Source organism: Lactiplantibacillus paraplantarum, from assembly GCF_003641145.1.
GTDB lineage: Bacteria > Bacillota > Bacilli > Lactobacillales > Lactobacillaceae > Lactiplantibacillus > Lactiplantibacillus paraplantarum.
Map to the genome: position 1 here is coordinate 51,894 of NZ_CP032744.1, position 26,202 is coordinate 78,095.

24 protein-coding genes are annotated in these 26,202 nt (G+C 44.0%); 18 read left to right on the forward strand and 6 right to left on the reverse strand.

The genetic code is table 11. The features are described 5' to 3' along the window. Positions 1-19: 19 nt before the first annotated feature. From LP667_RS00205 to LP667_RS00220, 4 genes are all read left to right on the forward strand, one after another. Positions 20-886, forward strand: coding sequence for a DUF5655 domain-containing protein (locus tag LP667_RS00205; protein WP_225428781.1), 867 nt, complete (start codon positions 20-22; stop codon positions 884-886). Next, positions 865-1,497, forward strand: a complete 633-nt coding sequence (locus LP667_RS00210; protein WP_082618909.1) for a uracil-DNA glycosylase family protein — start codon at positions 865-867, stop codon at positions 1,495-1,497. Before LP667_RS00205 ends, LP667_RS00210 begins: the two co-directional genes overlap by 22 nt. A gap of 248 nt (positions 1,498-1,745) precedes the next feature. Next, positions 1,746-2,396 (forward strand): nitroreductase, encoded by a 651-nt coding sequence (locus tag LP667_RS00215; RefSeq protein WP_056988322.1) that lies wholly within the window; start codon positions 1,746-1,748, stop codon positions 2,394-2,396. Between the two features lie 110 nt (positions 2,397-2,506). After that, positions 2,507-2,875 carry a 6-carboxytetrahydropterin synthase gene (locus tag LP667_RS00220; protein ID WP_021730371.1) on the forward strand — a complete coding sequence of 123 codons (369 nt, stop codon included), beginning with the start codon at positions 2,507-2,509 and terminating at the stop codon, positions 2,873-2,875. A 67-nt stretch (positions 2,876-2,942) separates the two neighbouring features. Here LP667_RS00220 and LP667_RS00225 read toward each other — a convergent pair whose 3' ends face one another. Together LP667_RS00225 and LP667_RS00230 are read right to left on the reverse strand one after the other, a co-directional pair. Further along, the gene (locus tag LP667_RS00225; RefSeq protein ID WP_021730372.1) at positions 2,943-3,590 is read right to left on the reverse strand and encodes a FusB/FusC family EF-G-binding protein; all 648 of its coding nucleotides are present in this window, start codon (positions 3,588-3,590) and stop codon (positions 2,943-2,945) included. Between the two features lie 388 nt (positions 3,591-3,978). Continuing rightward, a complete protein-coding gene (locus LP667_RS00230) occupies positions 3,979-6,348 on the reverse strand; it encodes an FAD-binding protein (protein ID WP_021730373.1) in 2,370 nt (789 codons plus the stop codon). Positions 6,349-6,810: 462 nt separating this feature from the next. On the opposite strand from LP667_RS00230, the gene LP667_RS00235 reads away from it, so the two are divergent. Together LP667_RS00235 and LP667_RS00240 are read left to right on the forward strand one after the other, a co-directional pair. After that, complete coding sequence (locus LP667_RS00235) at positions 6,811-8,226, forward strand: DASS family sodium-coupled anion symporter (protein WP_021730374.1); 1,416 nt, start codon at positions 6,811-6,813, stop codon at positions 8,224-8,226. Between the two features lie 105 nt (positions 8,227-8,331). Further along, positions 8,332-9,222, forward strand: coding sequence for a LysR family transcriptional regulator (locus tag LP667_RS00240; protein ID WP_021730375.1), 891 nt, complete (start codon positions 8,332-8,334; stop codon positions 9,220-9,222). Between the two features lie 73 nt (positions 9,223-9,295). Here LP667_RS00240 and LP667_RS00245 read toward each other — a convergent pair whose 3' ends face one another. Further along, the gene (locus LP667_RS00245; protein ID WP_021730376.1) at positions 9,296-9,721 is read right to left on the reverse strand and encodes an NADPH-dependent FMN reductase family protein; all 426 of its coding nucleotides are present in this window, start codon (positions 9,719-9,721) and stop codon (positions 9,296-9,298) included. Between the two features lie 473 nt (positions 9,722-10,194). Between LP667_RS00245 and arsC the strand changes: the two genes are divergently transcribed. From arsC to LP667_RS00285, 8 genes are all read left to right on the forward strand, one after another. Further along, positions 10,195-10,614 (forward strand): arsenate reductase (thioredoxin), encoded by a 420-nt coding sequence (gene arsC / locus LP667_RS00250; RefSeq protein WP_021730378.1) that lies wholly within the window; start codon positions 10,195-10,197, stop codon positions 10,612-10,614. A 369-nt stretch (positions 10,615-10,983) separates the two neighbouring features. Continuing rightward, complete coding sequence (locus LP667_RS00255) at positions 10,984-11,844, forward strand: SDR family NAD(P)-dependent oxidoreductase (RefSeq protein WP_021730379.1); 861 nt, start codon at positions 10,984-10,986, stop codon at positions 11,842-11,844. A 32-nt stretch (positions 11,845-11,876) separates the two neighbouring features. Further along, positions 11,877-12,722 (forward strand): acetoacetate decarboxylase family protein, encoded by an 846-nt coding sequence (locus LP667_RS00260; protein ID WP_012778317.1) that lies wholly within the window; start codon positions 11,877-11,879, stop codon positions 12,720-12,722. Between the two features lie 27 nt (positions 12,723-12,749). Beyond that, entirely contained in the window at positions 12,750-13,403 is a 654-nt protein-coding gene (locus LP667_RS00265; protein WP_021730380.1) for a nitroreductase family protein, read from the forward strand. Positions 13,404-13,576: 173 nt separating this feature from the next. Next, entirely contained in the window at positions 13,577-15,112 is a 1,536-nt protein-coding gene (locus tag LP667_RS00270; protein ID WP_021730381.1) for a PucR family transcriptional regulator, read from the forward strand. Between the two features lie 328 nt (positions 15,113-15,440). Next, complete coding sequence (gene pgmB / locus LP667_RS00275; RefSeq protein WP_021730382.1) at positions 15,441-16,112, forward strand: beta-phosphoglucomutase; 672 nt, start codon at positions 15,441-15,443, stop codon at positions 16,110-16,112. A gap of 215 nt (positions 16,113-16,327) precedes the next feature. After that, positions 16,328-17,671 carry a threonine/serine exporter family protein gene (locus LP667_RS00280; protein WP_056988323.1) on the forward strand — a complete coding sequence of 448 codons (1,344 nt, stop codon included), beginning with the start codon at positions 16,328-16,330 and terminating at the stop codon, positions 17,669-17,671. A gap of 166 nt (positions 17,672-17,837) precedes the next feature. Then, a complete protein-coding gene (locus LP667_RS00285; protein ID WP_021730384.1) occupies positions 17,838-18,584 on the forward strand; it encodes a tyrosine-protein phosphatase in 747 nt (248 codons plus the stop codon). A gap of 77 nt (positions 18,585-18,661) precedes the next feature. Here the strand turns inward: LP667_RS00285 and LP667_RS00290 are convergent, their stop codons facing one another. Beyond that, entirely contained in the window at positions 18,662-20,092 is a 1,431-nt protein-coding gene (locus LP667_RS00290) for a 4-hydroxyphenylacetate 3-hydroxylase N-terminal domain-containing protein (RefSeq protein ID WP_056988324.1), read from the reverse strand. Positions 20,093-20,172: 80 nt separating this feature from the next. Continuing rightward, complete coding sequence (locus LP667_RS00295) at positions 20,173-20,622, reverse strand: ASCH domain-containing protein (protein WP_056988325.1); 450 nt, start codon at positions 20,620-20,622, stop codon at positions 20,173-20,175. Positions 20,623-20,764: 142 nt separating this feature from the next. On the opposite strand from LP667_RS00295, the gene LP667_RS00300 reads away from it, so the two are divergent. Continuing rightward, positions 20,765-21,433, forward strand: a complete 669-nt coding sequence (locus LP667_RS00300; protein WP_033609243.1) for a type 1 glutamine amidotransferase — start codon at positions 20,765-20,767, stop codon at positions 21,431-21,433. An 87-nt stretch (positions 21,434-21,520) separates the two neighbouring features. On the opposite strand, the gene LP667_RS00305 is transcribed toward LP667_RS00300, so the two are convergent. Continuing rightward, on the reverse strand, positions 21,521-22,441 hold the full coding sequence (locus tag LP667_RS00305) for a helix-turn-helix transcriptional regulator (protein WP_021730388.1): 921 nt from the start codon (positions 22,439-22,441) through the stop codon (positions 21,521-21,523). A gap of 118 nt (positions 22,442-22,559) precedes the next feature. On the opposite strand from LP667_RS00305, the gene LP667_RS00310 reads away from it, so the two are divergent. The 3 genes from LP667_RS00310 to LP667_RS00320 all read left to right on the forward strand — a co-directional run bounded on the left by LP667_RS00310 (position 22,560) and on the right by LP667_RS00320 (position 26,200). After that, the gene (locus LP667_RS00310) at positions 22,560-23,204 is read left to right on the forward strand and encodes an FMN-dependent NADH-azoreductase (protein WP_021730389.1); all 645 of its coding nucleotides are present in this window, start codon (positions 22,560-22,562) and stop codon (positions 23,202-23,204) included. Between the two features lie 282 nt (positions 23,205-23,486). Next, entirely contained in the window at positions 23,487-25,505 is a 2,019-nt protein-coding gene (locus LP667_RS00315; RefSeq protein WP_056988326.1) for an elongation factor G, read from the forward strand. Between the two features lie 11 nt (positions 25,506-25,516). Beyond that, the gene (locus tag LP667_RS00320; protein ID WP_244282792.1) at positions 25,517-26,200 is read left to right on the forward strand and encodes a DUF3658 domain-containing protein; all 684 of its coding nucleotides are present in this window, start codon (positions 25,517-25,519) and stop codon (positions 26,198-26,200) included. The last annotated feature ends 2 nt before the right edge of the window (positions 26,201-26,202 follow it).

A 26,202-nucleotide genomic window follows, 5' to 3' on the forward strand; every position in this document is an offset into this window, starting at 1 on the left:
TGAACGTGAACTACAAAATTTGATTGAAAATAACCTGGAATTAGTCCTAGGAGTTCAATTTATTGTCAGTGAATTTACAGTGGGGCATTATCGGTTAGATACAGTGGCGTATGATAGCGAAGTCCGAGCTTTCGTAATCATTGAATATAAACGAACGTCTAAGGATAGCGTGGTTGATCAGGGCACTGCCTATTTAAACACACTTTTGCAACATAAAGCTGATTTTACGTTAGCCTACAATGAAAAGCTTGGTGCACGGGCGCGAGTGGCTGACTTTGACTGGACACAAACACGGGTTGTTTTTATCGCTGGTAGTTATACTAATTATCAAAAAGATGCTATCGATAACCCCAACTTGCCAATTGAGTTATATGAGGCTAGGAAAACTGAGAATGGCTATTTGACGCTGCTTCAGATTATAAATAATAGTGAAAATAGTCGTTTTGCAAATAACGTTAATACGTCATTGTCACAGTCCAAAACAATTCCGAAAGCGGCGGATGTTGATCAAGTAAGTGATTTGAAGCCCTATACTGAGGCAATGTTCATGGATAGAGCAGCTGCTAATATTTGTGACTTGTATGATGAGCTTAAAGCCGCCATTTTGCTGTGGGATTCAGAATTTGAAGTTAAACCGACCAAAGTTTACATCGGACTACGTATCAAACATCATAATGTGGTTGACTTGTTACCGCAGAAAAACCAATTAAAAATCTGGATCAATTTATCTAAGGGGGAGTTAAACGATCCCAACGATTTGTTGAGAGATGTTAGCAGTATCGGCCATTGGGGCAATGGAGACTATGAAGTGATTATAAAAGATGATACTCAGATTGAATACATTCTGAGTTTAATCAAACAGGCATGGGAAAAGTATCGCCAATAAAACTACCAACGAATCGCAGGTGCATCCATATCACAACAATCAAAGAGATTACCGAAGCAATCAAAGCTGATCCCGATAACGCTGAATATACAGCAAAAGGTTGGGATCCGCTATTTCACGTATTACCGACAGCTACTATTTTAGTAATCAGCCAGGCACCGGGACGCATTGCTCAAAATACCAAGACGTACTTTAATGATGCGAGCGGCGACCGACTGCGAGACTGGATGGGCGTGACGCGGGAGCAATTCTATCAGAGCGACCGCATTGCGGTTATGCCGCTAGATTTCTATTATCCTGGTAAGGGCAAAAGCGGTGACTTACCACCGCGCAAAGACTTCATGGATAAGTGGCACGAACCGTTATTGGCAATGATGCCTAATGTTCAACTGACGTTACTTGTGGGCCAATATGCAATCAAGGCTTATTTAGGCCGTTCTCGACAAAAGACGTTGACTGCAACGGTTCAAAATTATCAGGATTACTTGCCCGATTATTTCCCATTAGTGCATCCATCGCCCCTAAATTATGGCTGGCAAAAGAAAAATCCATGGTTCCAAACGACCGTGATACCAGATCTCCAACGGCGGGTAAAGATTGCATTAAAATAAAGTCTACAACAGCCTTGTTAAAGCTGGTGTTCATGACTTATTGACTATAACTTTAAGGGCCTGATTTGGTTAAAAACGTGGTAATACTGAGCATGAATGGCTCGGTATTGCCACGTTTTTAGTTTACCAGTTTATGACGATGAGCCTGGCTAACCGAGTTTTATCGCTTGAAAAAGATATCCCTATCTCTTATAATGATGCTTATTCTCTTTGATCATCATTAGTTAAAATATAGGAGCTAAAAATTCATGGAAACAATTAAAGCGATTCACACCCGGCATTCAGTCCGGGCGTTTAAAGATGCCCCTATTGAGCCACAGCTATTAACAACGATTGTTACGGATGCTCAGCAAACCCCATCGTGGGGCAATTCACAACCATGGCAAGTCTATATTGCAACGGGGCACGCACTGACTAATATTAAGCAACACTATGCTACTGCCGCTGAGCAAGGGATTACGGAAGACGCTGATCTCGCCAAAGTACACCGGGGTGATTTTTCGGCGGTTGCTAGCCAAAATATGGGGCACTGGGTCGGAACTTTTCGGCCCGTGATTGACTCAGACCCGACCACTTATTGGGATAGTCGTGGTAATCTTTATCGCGCACCGGCGATTGCTTATCTCGTGCTTGATGCTAACCCTAATAGTTGGTCAATCTATGATCTAGGCGCTTTTTCGCAGACATTAATGTTAGCCGCAACTGCTCGTGGAGTACAGTCAGTACCATCTTATGAACTGGTTAAATATCCGGCCATTGTACGAAACGAACTCGAAATGCCTGCGGATAAAGTAGTGGCGATGGGGATTGCTTTAGGCTATGAGAAGCCTGAAAAATTGTTAAATCAATTTCGAACTGACCGAGTTGCTACGCCGAAAATTTTGCACATTATCAATTAGTACTCACTTTTGCGGCAGAAACCAACTGCTTACCAGCGGACACTATTGCCAACCGACGCCGTTTCATCTAAGATGGAGGGTAACTTAAACCTAATAGAGGAGGCCGGGCAATGACGACTAAACAACGAACGTACAAAATTAAATCCTATGTCAACGCTAGCCATGCGGTGCGGTGGGCAACGGGCTCCGGAAAAAAGCACACGCACACGTGGGAAATTGTCTGTGAACTGCACACGGTTGATGCGATGGTTGCTTTTTACGATATTGAAAAAAACTTGCATCAAGCGTTGGATGAATTGTCAGGTAAATTTTTGAACGGCTTACCTGAATTTAAAACCGTTAATCCGACTGTTGAAAATGTCACGGAGTACCTGTTTACCAAGATTGATAAGACATTGCGAGACAATGGGGCGCAACTCATGCGAATTGAGGTCAGCGACTCGCCAACACGCGCTTATTGTATCAGCGTCACCGAATAAGATTAATGAAAGGGGCCACCAAGAACGGCAGTTGCAACTGTTCTTGGTGGCCCTGATTTTTATTTAATTATCGTTTTGGACGGACAACTGCTAAAAAGTCAGCTAAAGCCTGCGGGTCGGACAATTGTCGATTACACTGATTACTGTCACGACAAATGTAATTGCCGTTACGTGTGTAAGGTCCGAGACCAGATGACTTGGTTGTCGACATAAAGAGTGCGACGTTGCCAATTGTTTGGCAAATGGCACAGACGCCCTTGACGGTTTGTGGTGCTAAATCTCCCTGGATGCCAATGAGGCGATCATGATCCGGGATTACTAAATACTTTTTCTGGTTACCACCATCATTCCAACCCAGATAAGTCAATTCGTGTAATGCCAATTGTGACCATACAGGCTGTTTCAACTTTTTGACCTTGCGAAACAACTTGCTCAGTTGCTTTGTCGTCAAGGATGGAAACGGAATAACTAACGGAATTAGCGTTTCTAGTAGTTGAGGAGCCTTGGCACGGGTTAGCCGGTCCGTTTGCAAATGGGACAAGAAATTATCAGCGATTGGATCGTCACTGGGAAGCAGTGGCGTAATCCGCTCGAAGGCTTGCGCACGCACGACGGTTCTAATTTGAAGGTCGTTTACGGCTAGCTCGGCGCTAATTAATTGATTGACTTGCTGAGTAATATAACTGTATTGATAGGTGGTAATTGTCGGTTGCATAATATAATTCCTTTCAGATTCAAACCAGACACTTCTCTGAAAGGTTCTGTCGAAAAGTGTCGCTAACGAGCAGCACTTTTGCGTACAGATAATGATGCCATCATCATTAATCATCTCCTTATTGCGGCCGATTATAGCCACAGCGATAAACAGTATAACGGATGCTGCTGATTTTGGCAATAGTATGGTGTTTATGAGGGTTATGCCATGATACTTGTCTTACACATACAATTCCTGGCTAATTTGGTATCTTTATTTTTAAAATTCACTTGGCAAAGCTTCGATTAAAAATGTTTCACGTGAAACTTTCGCCACGGGACACTAAAACATCACGCAACTCGTTTGAGTTACGTGATGTTTTTAAATACATATTTGCTTTGAATTGTACTTAATTCGTGACTGAAGCTTTGACTTGTTTCAACGCATCTTGAACCGCTTCTTTAATGGCTCGGCTAGATGCAGAGGCACCTGAGACGGCATCAACGCTAGTGGAGTTGGCTGCCACAATCTCTTGTGGAATTTGATCGATAGCGGTTAAACCAACATCTTCACTTTCATGGTGTTGAATAACATCGACTGCTTGAATTTTATGGTCGTTGTAAGTCACACGCACAATAACTTTGCCACCTAGCCCGGCATTAGAACTGCCGAGATATTGATCAGCGGCCAGTTTAACATTGGATGCTGTTTCGCCATCAACAAGATCATTAATTCCGTTGGCTTCGTTGGCGGTGACAGATTCACTATCTACCTTTGGACGAGCAGCGTTTTCACCAGCTAACTTACCAAAAATCAAACATTCGGCCAAATTACCGCCGCCTTGATAGCAGTTCGCAACGATACCGCCTAATTCACCAGCGCCGAATAAGTGGGGAATCGGTTCGTCGTTGACATTGAGAATTTGGGCGTTTTCATTACGCTGTGGTCCGCCCTGTGTGTTGAGAACGTCATTTGCCGCGGCAATGGCATAGTAAGGGCCACCGTCCAGCTGCCGCATCGTTTGTGGATCACGGCCAAATTCAAAATCACGACCCACTTCTGTATAGTGATTAAAATCGGTGACGGTCTGTTGCAGATTGTTAGCAGGAACGTCTAATTTGTCTGCCAATTGTGCAATCGTTGGCGCGGAAACGAGCTTGGTCATGAATTTCGGATAAGGTAACTGACCAGCCTGACTTTCTTCTTGTTTGAAGGCATCGTACTGGGTTTGATCAAAGATCAAGTAGGGGTGCTGGTTCTTCATTGGAATCAACCAAGAACCGTGCGTATAAACGTGTCCATGCCGGTGCTTAGCATCTTCTTGGAAATAACGTGTCCCGTCGTCAGCGATAACGAAAATACTGCCGTTCTTCAGTAATGGCCAATGCTCAATTTGCCGGCCCCGCTCGTTGGCGTCTTCTTTGAAGGTGATTCCAGGTAAGATACCGTGAGATTCATAATTGGTCATGTGCCACATTTTGGCATCAACTTCTTGGGCCATTTTGACGCCATCACCACGGTTATAAAGGGTGCCCAATGGGGTCAAGTGATTGCTATGAAGGTAAGTTTGTGTTAACTCAGGATTATTTTCAAAGCCCCCCATTGCAAGGACGACGCCATTGTTGGCGTGAATGTTAAGTAAGCGTTCACCGCGTTTGATCTGGACACCTTGAATGATTTTGGTGCTGGGGTCTTGAATCAAGTGTTGTGCTCGTGAGTCTAACCAGACGTCAATATTGTCGGCCCGTTCGAGCACTTTTTGCCGGAGGAGTTTCCATAATGCGGCGTCTTTATCGCGTTTATGAACGAGGGCGAAATCGACAGTCTCGCTCCCAGCTAATTCTGGATATTCCGCCATGGTTTTCTTGATGGCAACAGCATCACCAGGTTTAATGTCATGTTTCCAACTGACTGCTTTAATTCCTAGGTACTTTTCAAAGTATGTTGGAATTTTGTTCATGCCGCTTAAATAAGCGTTGAGCGTCTTAGTAGGAGTACTAAAGGGTGCGCCCAGTGCTTGATAATAAGCGGTTAGTTTATCTAGGCTTTCACCCGTAACGACATGTTGGGCAGAGTAGCGGGTGTTGCCGCCTTCACGGCCAAATGGCGCCGCATCCACTAGTAGAACTTTTGCGCCATTATCAGCGGCAAAGCGAGCTGCCGATGCACCCGCACCACCAAAGCCTAAAACGATAACGTCGTAATTACCGTGCCAGTTCACATTGAGCGCGGGGGTGCCGTTGAGTGCTTTAACGTATTTTTCAAAATTATCGAAGCACCGTTCCAAGAATTTGATAGAAGGGGCATCGACCATTTGACCATTCTGATCAAAGGCTTTAGCAGCGTAGCTTAACATGTATTCATTGCCGGGAAGTACCTGAGCATCAACTCCGGGCGCATTGAGAATATTGCGCAAGTCACCTTGAGCACGGCATGTCCCCTGTACGCCAAGGGAAGTACCAACTAACATGACTGGTTTATTAGCAAACGGATGGAGTTGGTATGAGAGCCATTCGATGACGTTCTTGAGTGCGGCTGGAATGGCATGATCGTATTCGGGTACACCAATAATAACCCCGTCTGCCTGGCTAATTTTATCATTTAAGATTTGAACGGTGGCTGGAATATCATCTTGATCAGGCTCATTGAATAGTGGGATTCCGGTAATCTCATTGACGTCAATCGTAGCCCGCTGACTAAAGTGGTGATTCATAAATTGTAATAGTTCACGATTGTAAGATTGTTGTGCAGTCGTACCAATCAAGGCGACATATTTCATAATCAACATTCCTTTATTATTTTTTAGTTTGATAAGTACATCGATTGTTTACGCTTTCAATATAATTAATCGTATAGAAAAAACAACCTTTAATTTTGACCAGTTTCGCAAAACACTATTGTGACAACGATAACAAGCGAAAGTTGTTTTATTCGATCAACGATTATTAAGTAGGAACTAAGCGAGCAGCAAACTTTATTTTAGTTTTTTATAAATTATATTTATAAAAAGGAAGCCAGTGATTGTCGTTGATTAAAATAAAATCTAATATATGAACAAAAGAGACGTCGTCTTAAGCCCTAGTACAGCTGATTTCATTACATTCACGGGTTAAGTATTGCTAAATTTTGATTGACAGACTTATAAATTAAGTTATGGTGATACTGAAAAAAGGAATACAGCTGTTGATGTCAGCTTATGTGAAAAAATTAACAATCAAGAAATCATTAGGAGGAATTGCAAATGTTGAGTCAAGTAAAATGGAAGGGCTTTCTTTTGCCGTTAGTCTTTGGAATTGGTCTCTGGTTACTTACACCACTACGACCGTTAGCGATTAGTATTATCGCGTGGCATCTCTTTGCTATTTTTGTAGCAACGATTATTGCTTGTATCACCAAGCCGTTGCCGATGATGGCCGTCACGCTGATTGGGATTGTTGTCGCGACGTTAACGGGTGTTTTTACGATGGACGAAGTCGCGACCGGTTTTGGTAATTCGACAGCGTGGATGGTTGCCATGTGCATGTTCATGGCTGCTGGTTTTATCAAATCGGGACTTGGCAAGCGGATTGCTTATTTATTTGTCAGCTTATTTGGTAAACGCACGTTGAGTTTAGCGTACGCCCTATCCTTTGTTGATGCCGTGTTGGCGATTGGTATTCCCAGCAATAATGCGCGGGTCAATGGCATCATGTACCCAATCATTGATAATCTTTCTCGTGAAATGGGCTCTGACCCAAAACAGGGGACCCAACGGAAATTAGGCTCATTTTTAGTTTTTACTGAGTATGAAGTTAATAATATTACATCAGGCCTATTTTTGACTGGCTTGGCTGGTAACATGGTTGCGATCGGCTTAGCCAAAATGCAGGGAATCACAGTGACCTGGATGCAGTGGTTCATGGCTGCCTGTGTTCCGGGAGTTTTATCGCTACTAATTATTCCGTGGGTATTATATAAAGTTTATCCACCCGAAGTTAAGGAAACCCCCGATGCGCATCGCTGGGCAACGACACGGCTGACGGCTCTCGGAAAAATGACCGCTAGTGAAAAAATTATGTCGGTAACATTTGTTTTAGCCATCATTTTATGGTTAGTTGGGACTAAGATTGGCATTGATGCTACCGAGGTTAGTTTTATTGCGGTCGTTATTTTACTAATTACCGGCGTATTAACCACCAAAGATTTGCTTAATGAAAATTTTGCTTGGAATATTTTAGTCTGGCTGTCAATCATTATGATGATGTCCAAGAAGTTAATGACGTTAGGATTTTTCCCTTGGTTTTCAAAAACGTTGGGGCATTTACTGAACGGGATGAACTGGATTAGTGTTCTAATTATTTTGTTTTTAGCCTATTTCTACTTACATTATATGTTTCCAAGTGTTTCAACGCAGATTTCAGCACTATACGCCGGCTTTTTATCCATCGCTATTGGTGCTGGCGTGCCCCACGTCTTGGCGGCTCTATTGTTGGCATTTGCTGGCTCAATCAACTTGTCTACGACGCCATATTCGGCAGGCCCTGCTGCATTACTATCAAGTACGGGTTATGTGACGAGTGCGGAGTGGTGGAAACTAAGCGCAATTGTGGGTGTCATTTTTAATATTATTTGGTTAGGTGGAGGGCTACTCTGGACGAAGTTATTAGGTTTGTGGTAAATACTTAATTATAAGCGGCAATTCGTGATCAGTACTGACTGCGAATTGCCGTTTATTTAGTGTTAAAATTAGTCAGCAAGTAAAACTGAGCGTGGAGGTATTAATGTGAATGAACGTGATTTGAAGTATTTCTGCTCATTAGTTGAGACGGGAAATTATACAGCCACAGCTACCCAGTTTCAGGTTACGCAACCCGCTATTTCGGCTGCTTTGAGACGTTTAGAGTCTGAATACCATGCGATCTTGTTAACACAGGCCAATCATCGAGCACAATTAGTAACGACTGCGGCCGGGCGTACCTTGTATATTAAGGCTAGCCAACTTTTAAAGGCTTTTTCTCAAATGGCGTTAGAAGTTCAGCACGCTAATGAACGGCAGGTCCGATTGGGTTTTTCAAACGTAGCGGGTGGAATCTGGCTCCCACGGGTGATTAAAAAATTTATATCAGTTCACTTATTGGATCAAGTAACGACGACGATAGCTGATTCTGAAAAGTTATTAGTTGATTTGCGGAATGGTAAGTTAGATGCGGCCGTGTTTTCAACACTGCTGCCAGAACACTCGACTGATTTACGGGTGAGCATCTTAGAGGAGCATCAGTTGCAGGTTTTGGTTAATGTCAATAGTCCGCTAAGCCAGCTAGAGACAATTCGCGCAACTGATTTACAAGGCATACCAATTATTGCTCGGCCCAAACACGCCTTGCCCCGGCTAGCGCTGGAACAGTATTGTCAGCGCGGTCGGATTAGCCCTAAGATTATTTATGAGGCGGCGACAAATGCGTTAGTTGAGGGACTGGTTGCCCAAAATATCGGTGTAGGGATGGTTATTGCAGGTTCCATCGTGTTAAGTGATCAGGTTGTGGGGATTCCATTGGCCCCTAAGGAACAATTACATTGCTACATGCAGCTGGCAGTCCGGAAGTCCTTTTTACCCAATACTAACCAGCAACAGTGCATAGATGTTTTGCGCCAAATTAGACAAACATTCGTGTGACTGCCGTGTAAATGTTAAGACAGAAAAATAGCGTTCAGACCGGCAATCGTCAATCTAAACGCTATTAGCTCACTTATTGCGCCAACATCTTCTGTGCAAATTCTTTAACGAGTTCAATCTGTTCAGCTTTGAGTTTACCCCCAGCACTGCCGATGATTTTCATGCCCTTGCCACCCATAACTTGATGAAAATGGCCAATTACGGGGATGCCCTTTTCAGTTGCGATCTTTGTGAGGGCCTTGTCCGAAACCATTTCGGGTCCTCCTGAGGTGGTAAATAATGCGATTTGCTTAACTTTCGTAGCATCTAAGCTTTTCATGAAAGCAGATGCCGATTTGTCGGGTTTTATAAAATAAGTTCCCCCGCCAAAGAAGAGCGTATCAGCTTGTTCAACGGGCGTGTCGATTGATTCTGCGGGGACGCCAGCCACGGTTGCGATTTGTTCGGCAAATGCCTGAGTATTACCATTACGAGTTTGATAACGAATTGCTACTGTCATGGAAAAAACCTCCAATAAATAAATTAATGTAAATTAGGTGCTTATAATTAGTATGACAGTCATAGGCACGGACTGCCTAAGTTGGTATACTATTGGTAACATCAATTCTAGTATAAATCGTTTTGAAATCGATTACAAAAATACTGGTGAAGTCAGTAATGGACTGTGAATCAGTGGCCACATGCCGGGTTACTGTTAATAGCATGATTGGTTAGATAATGGAAATCGCTGATTATCCGAAAGATAATGAGTGGTGGCGAACCAATTACATCATTGATCATCGGGTTGTCGTGCTCAAACGATCGATTTTTATCCGGTAATTGATGGCGAAACACATTGAAGCACCGGCGTCGCGTTGGGTATTCAGCATCTTAATTACTTTGCTGAGGCTAATGGCGATGATTGAGGTTGGGGAGCGTCAGCAAGTTGGGGTCCACCCGGTATTAGTTGGGCCAGAGAAAGGATGAGCGATCATGCCTAAAATTTATTTTTTATGTACGGGCAATGCTTGCCGTAGTCAAATGGCCGAGGGTTTTGCGCGACAATTATTAGGGTCAGCCTGGGAAGTTGCGAGTGCGGGCGTGGAAATTCACGGACTGAATCCGTTAGCTGTCCAGACAATGGCCGAAGTTGGCATTGATATTAGTGACCATACTTCTAAACTAATTGATGTGGCTTACCTTAATCAGTGTCAGGTTGTTGTCACACTCTGTGGTGATGCACGTGATCGCTGTCCGGTGACCCCGCCTACAGTGATTAAGTACCATTGGCCACTGCCTGATCCTGCACGGGCTACTGGCGCGACTAATGAACGATTACAAGTCTTTCGGCAGGTACGTGATCAAATTAAGCTGAACGTGACGACCCTAGCGCAAACGTTAAGTCAGAACTAAGTTTCAAGTGCGGCCTCTGTTTATAAACAGGTGAGTTAGAGACGTTCAGTAATCGTTTGAAATTAAAATTGTGATATTTAAAATTCGAAGCTTCCAAGCTACTCAAGCTTGGAGGCTTTTTTGCTGTCTGGATACGCGCTACTAGTAGTTCAGTGACTGGAGTAGCCAAGTTAGTTATATTTGTGAACGAAGACACATGTATAAAACCTACATTTAATAGTGGTAAAAAGTAGTGTTTTTACCCATTACCTCGAAGAGACTGACGCGTTAATATGAAAGCGTAGTCAAGATGAATGACCGGTCATCAGTTCAATAGGACTGTTCAAGTTAAAAAAATCACAATTTAGTTGGAGGAGGAATCAACGAATCATGAAAGATTTTAAAGATAAGGTCATGTTTATTACGGGTGCTGCACACGGATTTGGGCAAGTGATTGCTGAGGGTGCCGCCGATCGTGGTATGAAATTAGCCATGGTTGATATTGATGAACCGGCTTTGAAAGAGAGTTATCAGCACGTTCTCGACAAAGGTGCCGAGGCGTTGATGATTACAGCCGATGTTACTAAGGAAGCGAGTGTGGATGACGCTGTCGAACAGGCAATGGAAAAATTTGGTCGCATTGACTTGCTGATCAATAATGCGGGAATCGCATTACCCGGCCGGATTTGGGAATTGCCGACTCGTGATTGGGAATGGATCATGCATATCAATCTAATGAGTCAAGTCTATGCGATGAAGCGCATTATTCCCATTATGATTCAACAGAAAACCCACGCGGATATTCTTAACGTGGCTTCAATTGCCGGTTTGGTGGATACACCCGGAATGCCATCGTACCATGCCAGCAAGTTTGCTTCCGTAGGGATGACTGAGGCGACGGCTTATGATTTACAGCGTGCCGATATTGACATTGACATGCACGTGATGTGTCCAGGATTCGTGCAGACGGATCTCTATCACACTGAGAATCACCGACCAGCGCAATACAGTGATCCAACGGACCCATATTATCAAAGTGAAGCGTACTTAAAGGGGCAACAGTTTGCGAAGTATGTTATTACCAATGGGAAACCGATTGATACGATTGCCGATACCGTTTTTAAAGCCTTAGAGGATAACCGGTTTTATATTTTGACTCATCCCGAATATAACCCATTGATTGAAGATCGAGTTAAACGGATCGTCACGGATGGTGCACCAGACGTTCACATTATGGACGGGATTATGTAACAATCGTCACGCAGACAAAGGAGTGTTTTACCATGGCAAGTTTTATTGCAAGTGATCAGGATGTTAAGAACTTTTTGACGGCACCAAGCATGAATGACCAAGAAGGCATTGGGTTTGCTTATGCCACTGACGAAGCGGTGCTTAAGGCTTTAATTCCAGCTCCATTAAAATTAATGGCACCGGTAGTTTGCGGCTATGTCGTTCATATGGGCAAACCAACCTTCAGTGCCCCATACCTTGAAGAAAGTCTATTTGCTCTCGTTAGCTATAAAGATAAGATGATGGGGGCCTATCCAATCAATTTACTGCTCCACGGACCCGGCGCGGAAAGTGGTGTGATTGCAGGGCGTGAAGGTGCTGGAATTCCTAAGAAGCTGGCGGATGCCATCGAATTACGTCGGAATGACAACAGTGCGACGGCCACGGTCGAACGCCATGGCAAGACATTACTGAACGTTTCGTGGACGGCCGGTGAACTGAATGATCCGTCAATTATGAAACAATTTGCGGGGCAGCTCGCGTTAGGTAAGGAAGCCGAAATGAATAGTTTCTTCTACAAATATGACATTGATCAACATGAAGATGGGACGAACCATTTCAGTAATGTCCAATTAGTTGCGACTCAATTACGGTCCTTAGCTGATCAAGTTGAACCTGGGAATCTAAGCATTCAGTTGGAGTCAACCGATGATGATCCGTTTGGCGAACTGAAGGTTTTGAAGCCACTTGGCGCTGCATGGTTCCATTTTGATACGTCAGTGATGTTTAATACTTTGAAATTGGACGAAGTTGATGCCGCGACAACGATGCCTAAGCTTTTAACGGGCCGCTATGACCGGAGTTTCTTCAATCCAAAGGCAGCTACCTATATTATTTAAGCTGATTATGAAAGTGAGGAATAGCTGATGTCAGAAGCAGTAAAAAGTCTAGTGAACAATGATTTAGCAGACGTGATGTTTAACCGCCATTCAGTGCGGCAGTTTGACCCGGATGTCAAAATTGAGCGTGCTGAGTTACAAAAGATGATTGCGGAAGCAGCCACTGCGCCATCGGCATGTAATTTACAGTCATGGCACTTTGTAGTGATTGATACGCCCGAAGCAAAGGCTAAATTCAAACAGGCTGTGATGAAGTTCAATTATCCGCAAGTTGACAGTGCATCAGCCATCGTCTTTATTGCCGGTGATACTCAGTCGCACTATGTTTACCGCGATGTCTGGAACAAGGTTTATCAAGACGGTAATATTACGAAGGAGCGTTTGGATCAAATTCTGGGAACTTTCTTACCACTATATGAAAATGCAACGCCAGATTTCTTGAAATTTGATGCGACGATTGACTGTTCCGTTGTTGGGATGCAGTTGCTACTAGTTGCACGGGCTCATGGGTATGACGCCAATGCCTTCTCCGGTATCGATTTTGAGAAGATGATTCCAACATTGGGTCTTGATCCTAAACGATACGTGCCAGTAATGGGGATTGCGATTGGGAAAGCGGCACAGGAACCGCTGCATACCACCCGGTACGATGCTAAGACCCAGACCGATTTTCTCGGTTGAAATTAACATAATAAGTTTGTGAAAAGAGCGGCTAACCCGCTCTTTTTTTGAACGGCTGATAAGTTAAAGCTTAAATAAGAGCCACTGGTCAGTCCATCAGTAACCAGCTTTACAAAAGCGCTTACATTGCTTATGATGAAGGCGATAAGAGCGACTAAGGAGGCTAATCGATCATGCAATTAAAACCGTTATTGCGGCAGTTAGCTGCAGCATTTGAGGTAAACATTGATACAAAATTTACACATAATCCTGAAGTGACACACGTTCAATTTGTTGATATGACAGAAGCTTTGATGGTGCATCGCCTGTATTTGCAACCCGAATCGAGCCAGATTGTTCGATTATCTTATAGTTGGCACGGCCACCGGCGAACGGTTGGTGTGGTTAATTTGGGTGTGAGATTAACCACGGTGATTGCTGCTCAGAATCAGTTACTAAAATTGTTAATGACACTCGGTAAGTGTTTACATCATGATATTCAAATTCAAGCGGCCATCAATCAGCTAGCCATTAATGCGATTACGGCAGACTTTGATACAACATTGGCGCAAGCGGTCCGGCTGCTGAAAAATCCGCTGGCGATTATTGATTTAAATGGTGAGATTCTGACTCGTTCACATACAACGCAACTGAATGGAACGAGTATCCATGCGGCAGTTGAAACGAACCGGGTTGGCCAGTGGTTGTTGGATCATGGGTTTGCGCCGGACACGCCTGATTTTTTGACGCAGGTCTATGTGGCGGAGGATCGTTTGTCAGCAGGGCCGATGTTAATTACGCCATTAGCGAATGGAACCGAGCCCATTGGTTATTTAGTCATGCCGGCACTCAATCAACCGTTAAATGACCAGCAGGCACTCCTCATTAATGCGATTGGCCAGGTTATTGCTGGATCGTTAGTTAAAAATCAAATTATGCCGACTGCTGAGTCACAACGAGACCGATTATTGAATTTATTGTTAACTGAGCGGCAGGGAGGAACATTTGCTGATCAGTTTGCTGAACAACATGTGCAACTACCAACTGCGATGGTTCTGATTCGCTGTGAGCCATTAGCTGATCAGGCGCCGATGATTTTACAACAACGGCTCCAATATTTAATGTTACCACGGTTTAAGCAAGTGTTAGTTTCCACCTATCATCAGCAATGTATGGCGTTGATTTCAATTGGTTTGGCCGCATACAATCAGAATCAATTCAAAATAGCGCTCCAACAAATTACCAAGCAAGCAGATTGTCGCCTAATCGTTTCCCAACACTATGTTAATCCAGAAGATACGTTTGCGGCGTATACGGTTTGTGAACGAACGGCGCAATTGAAGACTGGCCGGGGTCGGGTGATTTTTTGTGAAGACCAGTTTTATAATTTAGCATTAGCTCGGGTCAATCATCTCGAAATTTTACCTTTCTTTATTAACCCGGCATTACGCTTGTTGCTGGCTTATGACCAGCAAAATCATGCTGAACTATTGCCGACGTTAGATGCATACTTACATGCGACTTGTAATTTGACCCGAACGGCTAAGCAATTATATGTTCATCCAAATACTCTGCGTAATCGACTACAACATATTAGTGAGTTAACGGGATGTGACTTACGGGATGCTGAAACGTGTTTTAAATTAGCCGCTAGTTTTAAATTACAGCAATTTTTAGTACAACATCAGTACCAGTATCGACCGGATATTCCAATCCCAACCCAAGACTAAGCGAAGCTAAAAGTGTGCAACCGGTTGTGAAAAGACGGCCGTGTCAGTAAAATTTAATAAATCGGTGAGTTGATAACTGTCAATAATAAACGCGTATTTATTGAGCTAAGAGGCACTGGCTGAACTATTCAGCATGAGCTGTATCATTAAAATAGTTATGCAACCGGTTGCATTGAGGCTGAAAGCGTTTTATAATGTAAGTGAGTTATAACAATGTCTTTCAAGGGCGAATAGGCTAAATCAAGTTTTGCAGTGTCTATAGATAATGGCATAGTTGTTTAATCAGTATAAATTAATTGTGTGGGTAATTCACAAGGAGGAAACATTAATGAGTAAATTTACGGATATTAAAGGGTTTGTATTTGATTTGGATGGCGTGATTGCGGATACGTCCGTCTACCACTCACAAGCTTGGCATCAATTAGCTGATGAGTTGGGCGTGGCCTGGAGTGAAGAGCTCGCCGATAACTTGAAGGGTGTTAGCCGAATGGATTCGTTGAATCTGATCCTGAAAACAGGTGGTAAGGAAAACGATTATACAGAAGCTGAAAAAGAGGCTTACGCGACTAAGAAAAATACGAATTACTTGAACCTATTGAAAGGTATGGATAAAACGGCAATTTTACCTGGTATTGAGGCCTTTTTAGCTGACTTAGCTAAGCATGGTTATCGCTTATCATTAGCCTCAGCTTCTAAGAATTCACCACTTGTTCTAGAACAATTAGGATTGGCACATTACTTTGAAGCACGGGTTGATCCAGCGACCTTAAAACACGGCAAGCCCGATCCAGAAATTTTTGCGCGTGGTGCAGAAGTACTGGGGCTTAAACCGGAAGAATGTGCGGGTGTTGAAGACGCTAAGGTTGGAATTCAGTCGATTAATGGTGCTGGTGAGACGTCGATTGGTATTGGGGATCCTGCCATTTTGACGGGGGCAGACGTTAACTTTAAGTCAACGAGTGAATTAACCTTAGCTAATTTGGAAGCAGCCTTAGCATAAAATCTATATGATCTTAATATTTAGGAACTATCTTGCAATCTCTAGTACTATTGAGATTAGCAAGGTAGTTTTTTTGCAAGGTGACGATCAATAAGCAATGTTTCACGTGAAACATTGCTTATTTAAATCTGTGAACAGCTATTCAAAATAGCAGAACTAGCCTAAAATAAAGAGGAGCTTGTTAATGATTGTTACCAATTAATATGGAGGAAACTATGAATAATGATCGTAAGTCTATGATGCCATTATCGCAACGACATCATATGACAATTCCGTGGAAGGACTTTATCCGTAATGAAGATGTGCCGGCTAAGCACGCAAGTTTGCAGGAGCGGACTTCAATTGTCGGTCGAGTTGGTATTCTGATGTTGTCGTGTGGTACGGGGGCGTGGCGAGTTCGTGACGCGATGAATAAGATTGCCCGCAGTCTTAACTTGACGTGTTCGGCGGACATTGGCTTGATTTCGATTCAATACACGTGTTTTCATCACGAACGTAGCTATACACAAGTATTATCTTTACCGAACACCGGCGTCAATACGGATAAGCTAAATATTTTAGAACAATTTGTCAAGGATTTCGATAAGCAGTATGCTCGATTAACGGTGGCGCAAGTACATGCGGCCATTGATGAGGTGCAAGTGCGCCCTAAACAGTATTCACCAGTGGTTTTAGGATTAGCAGCCGGATTAGCATGTAGCGGATTCATCTTTTTACTCGGCGGCGGTATTCCAGAGATGATTTGCTCCTTTCTAGGGGCAGGACTCGGTAACTATGTTCGTGCATTGATGGGTAAACGATCAATGACGACGATTGCAGGCATCGCGGTCAGCGTTGCCGTAGCTTGTCTGGCTTATATGGTGAGCTTTAAAATTTTTGAATATAATTTTCAAATTCTAGCGCAACATGAAGCTGGTTATATCGGGGCAATGTTATTCGTGATTCCGGGGTTCCCATTTATTACGAGCATGTTGGATATATCCAAGCTAGATATGCGTTCGGGTTTGGAACGGTTAGCTTATGCAATTATGATTACTTTGATTGCTACGCTGGTCGGATGGTTGGTCGCAACCTTAGTGAACTTTAAACCCGCTGATTTTTTGCCATTAGGGTTGTCACCATTAGCGATTCTTTTATTACGTTTACCGGCTAGTTTCTGTGGGGTTTATGGTTTCTCAATTATGTTTAATAGTTCGCAAAAAATGGCCATTACAGCGGGTTTTATTGGCGCGATTGCCAACACATTACGGCTTGAACTAGTAGAATTAACAGCCATGCCACCGGCCGCTGCGGCTTTTTGCGGGGCGCTCGTTGCGGGCTTGATTGCTTCGATTGTTAATCGCTATAATGGTTATCCACGAATCTCATTGACTGTCCCATCGATTGTAATTATGGTACCAGGATTATATATTTACCGAGCGATTTATAGTATTGGTAATAATCAAATAAGTGTTGGTTCGTTGTGGTTGACCAAAGCGGTATTAATTATCATGTTTCTACCATTAGGGTTGTTTGTTGCGCGCGCACTGTTGGACCATGAATGGCGTCATTTTGATTAATTAGACAGTATGGTATTGAAGATTGTTGAATGAATATAGTTTAAAAAGTCGTTTAACCACTGGACAGGAGTGTCTAGCAGTTAAACGACTTTTTGAATGGCCTTTGACTGAAAATTATTCGACGGAAGTTTACAATTAGAATAGCAACTTATTAAGGAGGCTGGTGATGGTAGCGATTACTAATTTAAGGTCATTAGGCGGTTATCGGAATGTGCATCAACAGGTCGTTAAAGATGGATTGATTTATCGGTCAGGACAACTTAATCAGTTAACGCCGGCGCAAAAGCAATATTTGGCGACAACGTTAGGAATTACGCGGATCATTGATATGCGGAGTGCTGACGAGCGCCATCAATTTCCCGATGTCACGTGGCCACAAGTACAGTATCAAGTGTTAGATGTATTGGCCCAGGTCATGAACAATGATGCGAGTTTGCAATCGATGGTCAGTAGCACAGGGGCAGTTCATGAGCGAATGATTCAGTTATATGAACAATTGGCATTAGACCCAACTGCTCGTCAAAGTTATCGCCGATTTATTCAATTATTACTAGTTCCAAACCAACCGCTAGTGTTTCATTGCTTTGCCGGCAAGGATCGGACTGGGGTCGGTGCGGCCCTGTTTTTGAAGATCATGGCTGTTAGCGATGAGCAGATTATGGCTGATTACTTGTTAACGAATCAGGCACGTGAGCACGCTAATCAGCAAATTCTGGCGACGATGGCGTCTCAATTAACGCCGGAACAGCAGCGGGCTGTTAGTCAGGCATTATTAGTAGATGCAGATTACTTGAGTCATTATTTTGAAGTTATCAGAGCCCATTACGGCACATTCTCAAATTATTTACAGGCTGGCTTAGAATTGACTACCAAGGAGTGTCAACAGCTGCGTCAATTATATTTGACTAGGTAGTCAAGAATCGTAAAACTGTAAAAATCACGTCAATGCTCAGTTGGAACTAGCCTGAGTACTGGCGTGATTTATCATTATTAGTGGTCAACGCTATCAGTTGACAATAGTTGGTCAAGCATGTGATTACCAGCTTGCAAATCAGCGTGTTGATAATGTTGAGCGCGAATGCGCATTGGATCGCCACCATGGTAATATTCGTACATTAATTGACGTTGGCCGAACCCGGCGCTGGTCAAATCGAAGGCTAAGTTCAACAGGCGAGACCGTTCTTGGGCCGTTGCCCGATCGGTGGTCAGAGCCTGGTTTAAGATAGCGGCGTTATCACCATTAAATTCTGCAAAGCTAGGTACGCCAACCATGGAACCGGCTGCTAAGTGTTGGGTTACCCTGAGCGCCTCATCATAGAATTCGGGAAGGTTTGAACGGACGGCCTGTAATGCTTGTAGACTTGGTGTATAGATGCCAAATTTATCCAAATGACCATCGTCTTCTGAGCGAGTGATGGTGCCTTTGATGAGCTCAAGATTAGCCGTCAAACGACCAAGTTTTTCTTGGACCCCTAGGAACCCATCTAAACCTAGGATATGTGCGATACGAATTGCCAAACTAGTTGCTAATTCGAGTTTGGTAATGCCACGAACCTCGTCTTGATGGGACGTATGAATGAACATGCCAGAATCAATGAAGAAACGATTACTCATTTCGACGTTATTTTCGACAAAAACCTTTGACCATGGAATAAAAGCGTGATCGAAAACAATGTAAGCATCGATTTCGTCAAGGGCGTTACTTAGAGGGTAGTCGTCGATTGAAGCAGCCGGATGGTCCAATAATTTACGACAAATAATTTTGACGCCGGGGTTATTGAGTGGTGTGGCAAAGGCGACGGCGTAACTACTATCACCATTTGCTAGCAATAACTCTGGTGGATTGAAGATCAGTAAGTCATCGGCAATGGGGGCCATTGTATTGACCATTTTGGCACCCGAAACAAAGATGCCGTCTTGGTTACGTTCAACGGTATGAACACCTGCGTACCCGGATGGAATATTATTAATGGCTTTTTGACGGTTGAGTTGTGGGTTTTGAAGGGCATGGCTAATGAAGATGTCGTTAGTTTTGATCTCCTTAGCGTAATTACGAGCATTCGCTGCAAAATTGGTATATTGGTTGTGTCCGAGGAAGGCAGCGCGTTCTGCTAAGACGGCCATACCAGTATTAAGAAAATCTGGTGTGCGCCCTAACATACCACTGTTACTTTGTGCAATTTCCTGATAAGCCCGGTGTTTTTGCCGCAAATCCTCAACGGTACGTGGCACTTTAAAATCAATATCATAGCGCTGACCGTTTTCTTGATAAGTGTGTACTTCAGCATGAGTATGTTGAAGTGCGTAATATTGGTTATTCAGGGCTAAAGTTTTACGAAAGATTGGGACGTCGGCGACATTGACGCGGTGTCCATTCAAATAGACCGCACGCCCATCATTGAGCTGTTCGATAGTATGCATGTGTATTTTCCCCCTAATGAAAGTTCTATTCCAATATACCACGAATGGAAGCGAATTCACTAGGTGCCCAATGTTTTAATTTAGTGCGCAGGATAAACGACATGAAAGCGTTCTAGGACCATTTGTGCGGTTTGGGGGTCAAAGAGCTGGTGTGCACTTTGGTACTCCTGTTCAAAAAAGACGTCATGAACGTGGCGCCAATAGGCATAGGTGCGGTCGCCTTCACCTTCTAAATAAGCGTGTGTCGCAGTGATGTCAAGGTAGGGGGTAATCATGACTTGGTCAGTACGAGTCACACAGACCGGTTGATCGTGGGCGTCTAAGATGACATCGTAAGCCCCAACTTTTGGAAGTGGTTCATCAGCTTCGTATAGATCATAAGCGCTGGTGGTAGCCGTCTTTGTGCCAGTTAGTACGAGTTGTGCGAGTTCATCGGCTTCGCTACCAAACTGATAGGCGCTCTGTAACGGGGTTGTTTTTGGCAGATTCAGTGTAGATTTAGCTTGTTCAAAAAAGGATTGGACATCCATTGTGGGGCCTCCGATTGGTTTTAGTTTTAAGTTTAGCATAAACTGACCATTGGCATTTTATTTAGCGTGGTATAATGACCCTATCTTGGGTAATTGCAGGCGATACCCAGACCAAACATTGCCGTTGTGGAAAGGACGAACCATGCGAATTAATGTGTTGCAACATACCCCAAATGAGGGGCCTGGCATGATTGCCGATTGGGCGCATGCCCATGGCCATACCATGTATGTCTATCATCCGTATCAATTCGGTGTTCTCCCAACGGCGGATGAGACGGAGATGCTTGTTATCCTCGGGGGACCGATGAGTCCCAATGATGATTTACCGTGGATCAAACAAGAGCGTCGCTTGATTCAACAACTATTAGACCGCAATGTGCCATTGTTTGGGGCGTGTTACGGCGCGCAACAGATTGTGAAGACCTTAGGCTATCCAGTCACTAAAGCTCCAGCTAAGGAGGTTGGTTGGGCGCCCGTTTATCGGCAGAGTACGGTGATCCCAGGAATTCCAGCCAGCTTGTCGGTACTACATTGGCATGAAGAAATGTTTGCCGTGCCAGACGAGGCGACTTTATTGTTTTCCAGTGACCGCGTGGCTAATCAAGGATTTGTATTCAATCATCGGGTCGTAGGCCTGCAATTTCACTTAGAACCAGCCGCGGATAATGTACGGGAAATGGTGGTTAATGATGGTCGTTATATTGCTGGTTCGGCTTTGAAACAAACGACAGCAGAAATCTTACAAACGCCGGTGCCAAGCCAGAATCAACAAGTTTTGAATACGATTTTGGATTATATCACGACTGAATAAAACTGTTAAAAATAGTGCGAAGGTGTTATCAAAAATACCGTTAGACCTTGATAGGGTTAACGGTATTTTTGTTCAGCAAACTGAACATCAATAAAAAGCCTGAATTTGTTGTAATTCTTTGAGATAACCAGTTTTTAATGCTTCGGGGTAAATAATTTTAACGTTGCGGCCTAATCCTAGTAAATAGTCGATCATATAAGCTAGTTCATCTTGATTATAGCCACCAACGAGGTAGTCTTGACCGTCCTGATGCTCTAAGCGCATATTAGGATAATTATTTTTCTGGACGTGTTCACGGCCCAGCGGTGTTAGCACGCATTTGTATCGTATGTTGTGATGGTCACGATCATAAGCGTGTTGCCGTTCGGCGAGTTGTTCCCAAGTGTATTGCGCTGGTTGCTCGCTGACTTGAAAAGACTTAATGGTATCACAGCGGTAAATTCCCCAAACATTACTGTCGAGATCGTAGCCACTGAAGAACCAAATTCCATGTCGATATAATAAATCAAAAATTTGAAATTTAGCGGTCACAAGCGAGGTTGTCAACTGGACAACCGTTTCATCAAGTATCGCTGTTAATAAATCACTTAAATGTGTCGGCGCATCTAGGTTAGGAATTGAGTAGTAGTTAACGACGCGCTGTAACTTAGCGACTTGGCGCTGATTACTTAAGGACAGCGTCGCCATGAGCTTTTTGTAAATTGTTTGGTAGGATTTTTCAAAAGGCGTCGCTGACAGTAAGCTGAGCGCTTTGAGTGCAAAAAAGAGCGCGTTGATTTCCTGACTATTCAATAGTATCGGGACCCATAGTTGTTGCTGCATGAGCTGGTAACCGCCATAACGACCGGGCTCAACGTAAAAAGATAAGCCAAGCTGTTCTAATGAGCTAATATCGCGCAGGGCCGTACGTTTGGAGATGTTAAATTCTTGCATTAGTTCTTTAACGTGAAATGTTTGTCGGTAGCTTAGAAAAATCAACTCTTGATTAAGGCGTTCAGAACGATTCATATAATTTCTCCTAAAAAACTATTTTAATGGTGACATAGACTGGCACCTTTTGACTGTAGTATATAACTGTTGTCAATTACGACCAACGATTAATTTAATCATAAGGAGATTTTTAAATATGCAAACTTTGATCATTAATGCTCATCCAGACTTTCGGAACACGGCGCACTACTCTATTCAGTTAGAACAGGCCTTTTTGCAACATTTTCAGAGTCGTTTCTCTGAGGATACTGTTGATATCATCAATCTCTACGATATGGCTATGCCACAAGCAACGGTACCTGAATTATTAGGAATTTGGGAAAAACAGGCTCAGCATGTGACCTTATCGGCTCGGGAGCAACAACTATTTGCAATCAATCAACAACTCTTACAGCAGTTTAAAGCTCATCATCGGATTGTGATCGCGATGCCGTTGCATAACTTCAACGTGCCAGCACGGTTAAAAGACTATATTGATAATATTTTAGTAGCTCGAGAGACTTTCCGTTACACTGAAAATGGGTCGGTGGGCTTGATGACTGATGACTATCGTGTCATGTTACTGCAGGCCAGTGGGTCAATTTATACTCGCAATGACCGTTACACACCAATGGAATTTTCACGGCTATATCTTGATAAGATGTTCACGGAAATCATGGGTTTTGATCAGTTTGAGATAGTACGGGCACAAGGGTTACAAACGCAAGGTGTCGATGTACCACAAGCATTGAAGCAGGCCAAAGTAGATTTGGCGGCCGCTTTTGAACGGTTTTATCATTAACGACAGTCGTTGTAATGATTAAAATAATTGAAAGGGTATTAGTGGTCTGATATTGATGGCCACTAATACCTTTTTCGACGTGCTGTGCAAAGTGACTGCGTAGTGCATGATTGGCCCAAAAGGATGTCTTGTTGTTAAAGCGGTTGGTTTTGAATTGAATGCCAGACTTACATGGGCGGGATTTGTCCCAATCTACGGTAGTGGCAGATCTTTACTAACCGTTTGGCGTTCAGAACCGGTATACTGGAAGCAGTAATTTAATAAGCGTGAAGGGAGCCCCAAATGAAACAAATTGTAGCGGGAATTATTGCGCATGTCGATGCGGGTAAAACAACGCTGTCCGAGGTGTTACTTTATCGGTCAGGTACATTGCGGCAATTAGGGCGTGTGGATAATGGCGATGCCTTTTTGGACACAGATACGCTTGAAAAACAGCGCGGCATTACGATTTTTTCACACCAAGCAAACTTACAATATAATGATATCAATTTAACGCTTTTGGACACTCCGGGTCACGTGGATTTTGCAACGCAGACGGAGCAAGTGCTATCCGTCTTAGACTATGCGATTTTAGTTGTTTCAGCGACTGATGGTGTTCAGGGATATACACGGACGCTATGGCGATTATTAGACCGGTATCACGTACCAACTATGTTATTTGTAAATAAGATGGATGCGCCGGGCACGGATGGCGAACAATTGCTCAAGCAAATCCAACAAACTTTATCGCCAGGTTGTGTGGCGTTTAATACGTTGGGGGCCACCACAGCTTGCGACAGCCAACCGATCCTCTCTGCAGCGACAGTTGAAGAGATTGCGATGCAAAATGACGAGGTGTTGGCAGATTATTTAGAGACGGGAGCGCTGAGTGATGAGACGGTCCGGCAAATGATTCAACGCCGGGAAGTCTTTCCGTGTTATTTTGGTGCGGCGCTCAAGTTAGATGGGGTTGATGCCCTGATGGCCGGCCTTGACTATTGGACAAAACCGCAGTCGACGAGTACCGATTTTGGTGCGCGAGTGTTTAAGATTACGCACGATGATCAGGGTGAACGGCTGACCTGGGTTCGAATGACCGGCGGAGAATTACATCCTAAAGATATTGTACTAGATGATCAGAAAGTCAATCAGCTGCGGATTTATAATGGCACTAAATATGCGACAACGCCTGTGCTGACGGCTGGAGCAGTTGGCACCATTACCGGTCTGACGGGAACACGACCGGGACAGGGGCTGGGTAGCGCGGCATCTGGTTTATCGCCGGCCATGCAGCCGGTACTGACTTATGCGCTTGATTCTCAAGCCGAAGAACTACATGCATGTTTGACAGCCTTGCGTCAACTTGAAGATGAGGATCCGCAATTACACGTGACTTGGTCAGAACCACTCCAGGAATTGCGAGTACAGGTCATGGGAACGATTCAGCTAGAAGTACTGCAACAAATCTTAAAAGATCGTTTTCAACTGTCCGTACAGTTCGGAACTGGGAGTATCTTGTATCAAGAAACGATTACCAAGGCGGTTGAAGGTGTCGGTCATTTTGAACCGTTGCGGCACTATGCGGAAGTACATTTGTTGCTGACGCCCGCACCGCGGGGAAGTGGGCTGCAATTTACGACCGATTGTTCATTGGAAGTACTTGGCCGCAATTGGCAACACCAAGTGGTATCAACGCTACAAGCCAAAACACAATTGGGTGTCCTGATTGGCGCACCTCTAACAGATGTTAAAGTAACACTGGTTAGTGGTCGGGCTAGCAATGTTCATTCAGTTGGTGGGGACTTTCGTGAAGCGACGTGGCGGGCGTTGCGCCAAGGCTTGATGATGCTAAAACAACGTGGTGATTGTCAGCTGTTGGAGCCGTGGTATCGGTTTCGTCTCGAAGTTGGTCAGGAACAAGTTGGCCGGGCGATGACTGATATTCAGCGGATGAATGGCCAATTCGATGCACCGGTCGCGAATACGAGCGTGGCCACGGATGGGACTGACTTAACGACAATTACGGGAACGGCGCCAGTAGCAGCGATGCAGGACTATTCACAGACGGTTCGAGCTTATACGCATGGGCAGGGGCAATTGGAATGTATCGTGGATGGTTATCGGCCGTGTCATAACGAGATGGCTGTTGTCGCTAAGGCCGAATATGTCCCCACAGCAGATTTAGAAAATACACCGGACTCGGTCTTTTGTGCACATGGTGCCGGTTATCCGGTAGCTTGGGATCAAGTGCCAGAGATGGCGCACGTCCCGTATGTTTATTCGGATACGGAATTAGCACATTTTAAGGCGCCATCAAAATAGAAATTGAGGAAATGCAGATGATGGATGTGACGTTTAATTCGACGTTTGCGGTAACCTTGCAACATGAGTTGCACCAGCCAGTATTGAGTTTGCCATTGTCGCTACAAATTGGTGATTTAACTCGGCTAACAACTGATGGTCCAGCACAGCTCGCCAACAGTGCCGATGACCCAATTGTTAAGCAAGCATTGGCAACATTAAAATCTCAAGTTAAGCCGGGGGCGGTACTACGAGTGTGGTGGTCCACCATGCCGGATGATTGGTTAGGGTTTGACTGGCTATGTCAGCAGTTAGCAGACACAGACGCACAATTGAGACAAGTGGTGGTGCCGCTAAGTCAAGTGATAACTCAGCCAGGTCTAGCTTTGCAGACCTTGGCTGATTTATCAGAAATACTGCCAGAAGATATTGCGCATTACTTACAGTTGGCACAAGTCGTTTCTAAGAACGAACAGCGTGCTCATAGTTATGAATGGCAAGCGCTTGTGGCAGAAAATGCGCCGTTACGGGTCAATCTTAACGGGCACTTAGTTAGTGTCGCCGCTGACTTTTATGACAGCTTGTTAGAACGCCAAATACAACCGGGACGCCCAGTTGTGCAAATTATTGGTGAGATGCTGATGCGCTACTCACTGGGCTTGCCAGACTGGTGGTATCGTGCACGCATCCAACATATCTTGTCGACGAGAGGATGATT

Bases quoted from the DNA above. Each gene is read 5' to 3' on its own strand.
- LP667_RS00315 (WP_056988326.1), top strand. From the start codon at position 23,487: ATGAAACAAATTGTAGCGGGAATTATTGCGCATGTCGATGCGGGTAAA.
- LP667_RS00210 (WP_082618909.1), top strand. From the start codon at position 865: ATGGGAAAAGTATCGCCAATAAAACTACCAACGAATCGCAGGTGCATC.
- LP667_RS00255 (WP_021730379.1), top strand. From the start codon at position 10,984: ATGAAAGATTTTAAAGATAAGGTCATGTTTATTACGGGTGCTGCACAC.
- LP667_RS00225 (WP_021730372.1), bottom strand. From the start codon at position 3,590: ATGCAACCGACAATTACCACCTATCAATACAGTTATATTACTCAGCAA.
- LP667_RS00235 (WP_021730374.1), top strand. From the start codon at position 6,811: ATGTTGAGTCAAGTAAAATGGAAGGGCTTTCTTTTGCCGTTAGTCTTT.
- LP667_RS00285 (WP_021730384.1), top strand. From the start codon at position 17,838: ATGGTAGCGATTACTAATTTAAGGTCATTAGGCGGTTATCGGAATGTG.
- LP667_RS00215 (WP_056988322.1), top strand. From the start codon at position 1,746: ATGGAAACAATTAAAGCGATTCACACCCGGCATTCAGTCCGGGCGTTT.
- LP667_RS00305 (WP_021730388.1), bottom strand. From the start codon at position 22,441: ATGAATCGTTCTGAACGCCTTAATCAAGAGTTGATTTTTCTAAGCTAC.
- pgmB (WP_021730382.1), top strand. From the start codon at position 15,441: ATGAGTAAATTTACGGATATTAAAGGGTTTGTATTTGATTTGGATGGC.
- LP667_RS00290 (WP_056988324.1), bottom strand. From the start codon at position 20,092: ATGCATACTATCGAACAGCTCAATGATGGGCGTGCGGTCTATTTGAAT.
- LP667_RS00265 (WP_021730380.1), top strand. From the start codon at position 12,750: ATGTCAGAAGCAGTAAAAAGTCTAGTGAACAATGATTTAGCAGACGTG.
- LP667_RS00270 (WP_021730381.1), top strand. From the start codon at position 13,577: ATGCAATTAAAACCGTTATTGCGGCAGTTAGCTGCAGCATTTGAGGTA.
- LP667_RS00280 (WP_056988323.1), top strand. From the start codon at position 16,328: ATGAATAATGATCGTAAGTCTATGATGCCATTATCGCAACGACATCAT.
- LP667_RS00260 (WP_012778317.1), top strand. From the start codon at position 11,877: ATGGCAAGTTTTATTGCAAGTGATCAGGATGTTAAGAACTTTTTGACG.
- LP667_RS00230 (WP_021730373.1), bottom strand. From the start codon at position 6,348: ATGAAATATGTCGCCTTGATTGGTACGACTGCACAACAATCTTACAAT.
- LP667_RS00220 (WP_021730371.1), top strand. From the start codon at position 2,507: ATGACGACTAAACAACGAACGTACAAAATTAAATCCTATGTCAACGCT.
- LP667_RS00320 (WP_244282792.1), top strand. From the start codon at position 25,517: ATGCAGATGATGGATGTGACGTTTAATTCGACGTTTGCGGTAACCTTG.
- LP667_RS00295 (WP_056988325.1), bottom strand. From the start codon at position 20,622: ATGGATGTCCAATCCTTTTTTGAACAAGCTAAATCTACACTGAATCTG.
- LP667_RS00310 (WP_021730389.1), top strand. From the start codon at position 22,560: ATGCAAACTTTGATCATTAATGCTCATCCAGACTTTCGGAACACGGCG.
- arsC (WP_021730378.1), top strand. From the start codon at position 10,195: ATGCCTAAAATTTATTTTTTATGTACGGGCAATGCTTGCCGTAGTCAA.
- LP667_RS00245 (WP_021730376.1), bottom strand. From the start codon at position 9,721: ATGACAGTAGCAATTCGTTATCAAACTCGTAATGGTAATACTCAGGCA.
- LP667_RS00300 (WP_033609243.1), top strand. From the start codon at position 20,765: ATGCGAATTAATGTGTTGCAACATACCCCAAATGAGGGGCCTGGCATG.